The organism is Burkholderia sp. KCJ3K979 (assembly GCF_016759955.1).
Classification (GTDB): domain Bacteria; phylum Pseudomonadota; class Gammaproteobacteria; order Burkholderiales; family Burkholderiaceae; genus Burkholderia; species Burkholderia orbicola.
The window spans coordinates 1-2,038 of the sequence record NZ_JACFYV010000399.1; the positions used below are offsets into that span (position 1 = coordinate 1).

At 72.4% G+C, this 2,038-nt stretch carries 1 pseudogene; it reads right to left on the reverse strand.

Annotated elements, in window-relative coordinates:
• A pseudogene (locus H3O04_RS35130) lies at positions 1-2,038 on the reverse strand (LWXIA domain-containing protein); the annotation flags it as partial.

Consider the following 2,038-nt stretch of genomic DNA (forward strand, 5'->3'; position numbering starts at 1 on the left):
CCATCGATCCGGTCGACTGCAGTCCGCCGTCGATCGTGACGCGCCGCCGTCGCGTGTCGATCTTGCTGCCGGCGCCGGGCTTGCCGCGCACGACTTTCCAGCCTGCGTCGGCGCCGAGCCGAAGCTGCTGCGACAGCAGGCTCGATGCGTCGATCAGGCGGTACGCTTCCTTCGGCAGCGGCGCGCCGCCAAAGCGCATCCGCACGCGCGTGATGACCGACGGCTTTTGCACGAACGCATCGGGCGGCGGCGTTTCGGCGAGTCGCGGATGCGCGAGTTCGACGTTGCCGCGCTCGAGGCCTTGCGTCAGCGCGCGCTCGATCACCGCGAGCCGCTGCAGCGTGGTGAAATGCTCGCCCGCGCCCATGCCGATCGCACCGGGGTCGCTCAGCAGGAAGTCGCCGCCGCGCGTGAACAGGCCTTGCAGATCGAAGCCGATGCCCGTGCGTTCGACGACTTCGCGAATCTGCCGGAGGTGCTCGAGCGCCGCGCGCGACACCACGCGCGGCAGCGCGCCCGTCTCGAAGCCGAAGCTGTGGAACACGCCGAGCGGCCGGTACAGCACGGCGACGCGATTCAGCGCGGAGAACGGACCGTCCATCGTCACGGTCTTCAGCCCGTACGACGCGAGATCGTCGAGTGCGATGCTCTCGTCGATCGCCGCCTCGATCTGGCGCGCTTCGGACGTATGCGGGCCGTTGTCGTAAACCGCGAGCGCGGCATCGTGGCCGAGCGCGAACACGGTCTTCTCGGCGCCGGCGCCGAGCAGCTCGCCGACGTGACGCTCGACGTCGATCCGCGCGGCCGGATTGCTTTCGAGGTGCACGCCTTCGGCGTCGGCCGCCAGTTGCCCGAGATCGTGCGGCGCCGCGGGCGCCGGGTCGTAGCGGCGGAACACGCCGGTGTCGAGCAGCGCCGCGCGTTCGCCGACCGCGTGCGGGGGCGGCGCGTACACCGGCCGCTGCCACAGATTCGCGAGCCCGGCGGCGGCCGCCTCGCCGCCGTGCTTCGCGGACAGCACGATCGAATAGCCCTCCTTGACCAGGAACGACGGCGCCTGGTCGAGCGCGTATTCGTGCACGCCGGCCGGTTGCCCGCCCGCGAGCAGCGTGCCGTCCGGCAACGTGTCGGCGTGCAGCATCAGCACACCTTCGTCCTCCAGCATCGTGAAGTGGCGGCTGCGCGCCGCCTGCAGGTCGGCCGCCGCGGGCACGGGCCCGTCGCCGAACGGCGACGCATATTCGGCATGCGCGCGGCTCCATGCCACGCGTTCGTCGAAGCTGCGCACGCCGTGCGGTGCGCCGCCGGTCTCGTGCGTCTGCGGCGCGGGCATCCGGCGCGGGATGCCGCCGCGGCGTTTCTGGCGCGACCACACGTCGTCGTAGAAGTCGCGGTAGGTCTCGCCGTCGCGGCCCGACACGGGCGCATCCGCGAACGCGTCGACGAGGCGTCCGACCGTGCCCGCATAGTCGTGCGACGGCGGGCGCCATGCGGCGCCTTCGCGCTCGATCGCATCCGGCAGGCGCACGTGCGCGGCAATGTCGCCGCCGCCCGCAAGCTCGATTTCGTAGCGTGCCTCGAACGCGTTGATCTGCGCGCGCGCCTCGGCTTCGAGCGCCTTGCGCGTGAAGCGGCTGCGGCTGCCATAGTCGAGGTTCAGCACGCCGGCCATCGCCTCGACCGCATGGCGCGCTTCATGCGCGAGCGTGTACGTGATGCTGCCCGGATGCTGGAGCGCGCCGTCGATCGTCACGCGGCGCTTGCGCGGGTCGATGCGGCTGCCGCCGCCGCGCTTGCCGAGCGTCACGCGCCAGCCGGCGTCCTGCAGCATGCGCAGTTGCGTGGCGAGCGTGCCCGACTGCATCGCGAGTGCCTGCGCGGCTTCGGGCAGCGCCGCGCCGCCGAAGCGCATCTGCATCCGCGTGACCCAGCCCGGCTTCGACGCGCCGGGGTCGGGTGGGGCGGTCTCGGTCGTTTCCGGGTGCGCGGCGGCGAGGCCGATGTCGTCGTTCGCCGCGGTGCGGCGCTCGCCGCCCGC